Raw genomic sequence first — 3,333 nt, 5'->3', positions numbered from 1 at the left:
TGATCGGGAAGTTCACGGACTGGCCTTGGGTTTCCTCGATATCGGCCGACCAGCGCTTGTGATCATCCACCGAATCCACCGATACCACGATGGCTTTAGTGTCGCGCTTGGCGAACTGTTCCTTGAGGCCGCCGACCGCGCCCAGCTCGGTGGTGCAGACCGGCGTGAAATCGGCCGGATGCGACATCAACATGCCCCAGCCGTCGCCGAGCCACTCGTGGAAATCGATGCGGCCTTCGGTGGTATCGGCCGTAAAGTTCGGTGCGGTATCGCCTAATCGTAGGCTCATATCTATACTCCTGTTCGATGAAGAAGATGTCGGCGACCTTCAATGGACGCGGTCGCCGGGGCGGTCGGACCTAGCACGTACCGACCGATCGCTACGGTATCGCCTGCTTGGTGTCGTAGTGAATGCCGCGGGTGTAGCCGCGCTCATGCCCGGACGCGGTAATAGCGCATCATGCCGTTGTCCTCATGCTCCATGTTGTGACAATGGTAGATATAAAGCCCCTCGAAATCGGCGAAGGTCACCGCGATACGCACGCGTTCGCCCGGCAATACGAGTACCGTGTCGCGCCGGCCGGCATCCACCAGCCCGGCGGCCAGGCCGCTCCAGTGCCGGCGCCCGCCGATTGGCTCTCGCCCGACGACCGCAAACTGCAGCCCGTGCACGTGCATGGGATGCGGCATCATGGAGTCGTTGACAAACTCCCAAACTTCGGTTTTTCCCAAGCGCACGATTTCGTCGTCGGCCACGGTGGCGCCTTTGAATTGGCGGCCGTTGATGGCGAAGCCGCGCATCATGACCCTACTCAGTTTGAAGCGACGCGCCGGGGTATCACGGTCGACCGGCGGCGGCTGTAAATCCTCGGCAAGACGTTTGGGCAGTCGTTCCTTGCCGCGTTCGCGCCGCGTGACGCGCAGGGTGAGTATGTCGAAGCGGGCGCCGGCTGGCAGCTCCGAGCCGCCCATCATGTTTCCCATCATGCCGGCCCTACGACCATCTCTCTTGCAACCGTCGCCCATGCCGTCACCCATCATGTTGTCCATCATCCCGGCCTGGTAGCTGTCGCTGAGCAGGCGCAATTCATCGCCGGGGTCGTTCGTGGATAAATCCACCCACAGATCGATGCGCTGGGCCGGCGCCAGGGTCACGTAGGGATATTGGCCTGGCGCCGCCAGCAGGCCGCCGTCGGTGCCGAGCACGGTCATGGGCCGGCCGTCGCTCCAGGCCAGCTTGTAGATGCGCGAATTGGAGCCGTTGAGGATGCGCAGTCGGTACGGCCGGGTGGCGACTTCGCGTGCGGCATCGGGGCGGCCGTTGACCAGGATGCGGTCGCCGAGAAAGCCGCGCATGCGGGTCATCATGGTGCCCATGCCGCTGCCGATATAGGTCAACTCGTTGTCGCCGGCGAAGCGGCGGTCTTGCAGTACCAGGATCATTTCCTGGTCCCCGGCCGGCAGCCCCAGGGCGCGCTCGGCCTCGTCCTCGATGACTAGCGGGCCGGCCAGGCCGGCATAGGATTGGAAGCCGACCCGCCCACCATTAGGGCCGTGCGGGTGCGGGTGGTACCAATACAGCCCAGCGCGGTCGCGCACCTCGAAGGCAACGGTCATGGCTTCGCCGGGCTTGATCGGCAGCCGCGGCTGGCCATCCACATCCGACGGCACGTGCAGGCCATGCCAATGCACGGTGGTGTCCTCCGGCAGGCCGTTCTCCAGCCGGGCGTGGAAACGCTGGCCGCGGCGTAGCCGGATCAACGGCCCGGTGTAGCTGTCGCCGACCGTGGCGAGAGTATCCGCGGGGCCGCCGCGCAGATCGGCCGTGTAGCGCCAGACCTCGCTGGGGGTGCCGTGCAGGATGGGCGCCGTGTCTGGCTGCGCACGCAGCCGCAGGTCGACATCGAAGGGGCCGTTTTCGAGGCCGTAATGGCCCGCGCCTTCGTGCTTCGTACCCGCGGCCGCGCTATCTTTACACGCCGTCAACAGGGTTGTGGGCGTCAAAGCGGTGATACCCGCAAGGCCGCCCACGCAACGCAATAGCATGCGGCGTTTAGGGTCGATCGTCGTCATCAGCTACGCAGGTACTTGATCAGCGCCACCACGGCGAGCACCAATACGCTCAACACGAGAAGCGCAAACAGCATCCAGGCGACCATCATCGGGCCACCCATCATGCCGCATTGCATCATCGATTCGTTCATCATGCCGCCGTCGCCCATGCGGCCCGGGCCGGTCTGTCCCGCGGCAGGGGCTGTCCCCACGATGGCGCCCAGCAGGCTCAACAGCAATGCTACGAATAGTTTCATGGTGTTTTCCATGCTTTTGGCCGGTAGCGATTTAGATGTCGTGCCGTACTTGTCATTCAAAATTACTCTGGCGTGCCCGGCCAGCGGTGGGGATGCAGGCAGTCCGAGCCGGGACTCAGCGATCCGGCCGAGACGCTCACCCGCGGTATTTTGTATGCGCCCACATCAGTGATGCGGCGCCCGTTATGATCCAGACATCGGCCAGGTTGAATGCCGGCCAGTGATACTGTGCGTAATGGAAATCGAGAAAGTCGACGACATGGCCGCGTAGCAGGCGATCCGTCAAGTTGCCCAGCGCACCGCCTAAAATCGCACTGAGCGCGATCGCTTGACCTTGCGAAGCCACTCCGCGCCACAGCCAGCCCAGCAGCGAGGCTGATATAACGACGGCGACACCGATCAGGAATGCCCGCTGCCACCCACCGGCATCGGCCAGAAAGCTGAATGCAGCACCCGTATTGTGTAGAAGTGTCCAGTTAAAAAATTCTGTGACGGCTCTGCGCTCGCCATAGTCAAGATAGATACTGGCCGCATACTTGGTCACCTGATCCACGACCAGTAGCGCAAAGGTCAACCACAACCAGCGCAGCCTGCCGCGCGGGGTCAGTGCGTTCTCCTTGCTCACTATCGAACGCGTAGACACCAGACACTCCCCTGGCGCCCTTGTTCTGCCGCACGCACCGTAGTACGTCGGCAGACGTTCATGTTGCCGGCACCGATTGCCACGTCAAGGCGCTTCCGATGGCGATGATGCCTCAAGTTCGGCTCGGGTTTTACGCGCGTCCTTGAGGATGCGGATACCGCCGAGCAGCACGATGATTCCGACGACAAGACCGATGATGAGGTCAGGAAAACGGCTATCGAGGAAGTAGACAAGCGCGCCGCCGACAATGACGCCAACATTGGCAATCACGTCATTGGCCGAAAAGATCCAACTGGCGCGCATATGGACGCCGCCTTCCCGATGGCGGGCGATGATGAGCAAACACGTGATATTCGCGACAAGTGCCGCCAAGCCCATCGC

Annotated in this window: 5 protein-coding genes; all 5 read right to left on the bottom strand. The window is 62.8% G+C overall.

Annotated elements, in window-relative coordinates:
* Positions 1-289, bottom strand: a 289-nt coding sequence (locus tag ABNU97_RS17525) for a redoxin domain-containing protein (RefSeq protein WP_348767952.1), incomplete at its 3' end; no start/stop codon positions are given.
* Positions 290-432: 143 nt separating this feature from the next.
* The gene (locus ABNU97_RS17520; RefSeq protein WP_348767951.1) at positions 433-1,986 is read right to left on the bottom strand and encodes a multicopper oxidase family protein; all 1,554 of its coding nucleotides are present in this window, start codon (positions 1,984-1,986) and stop codon (positions 433-435) included.
* Between the two features lie 86 nt (positions 1,987-2,072).
* The gene (locus tag ABNU97_RS17515) at positions 2,073-2,309 is read right to left on the bottom strand and encodes a hypothetical protein (RefSeq protein ID WP_348767950.1); all 237 of its coding nucleotides are present in this window, start codon (positions 2,307-2,309) and stop codon (positions 2,073-2,075) included.
* A gap of 136 nt (positions 2,310-2,445) precedes the next feature.
* Positions 2,446-2,952, bottom strand: a complete 507-nt coding sequence (lspA, locus tag ABNU97_RS17510) for a signal peptidase II (RefSeq protein ID WP_348767949.1) — start codon at positions 2,950-2,952, stop codon at positions 2,446-2,448.
* Between the two features lie 84 nt (positions 2,953-3,036).
* Positions 3,037-3,333, bottom strand: a 297-nt coding sequence (locus ABNU97_RS17505; protein WP_348767948.1) for a cation transporter, incomplete at its 5' end; no start/stop codon positions are given.

The organism is uncultured Salinisphaera sp. (assembly GCF_964012375.1).
Classification (GTDB): Bacteria; Pseudomonadota; Gammaproteobacteria; order Nevskiales; family Salinisphaeraceae; genus Salinisphaera.
This window is presented reverse-complemented; position numbering and strand designations above follow the sequence as displayed.

Bases quoted from the DNA above. Each gene is read 5' to 3' on its own strand.
- ABNU97_RS17515 (WP_348767950.1), bottom strand. From the start codon at position 2,309: ATGAAACTATTCGTAGCATTGCTGTTGAGCCTGCTGGGCGCCATCGTG.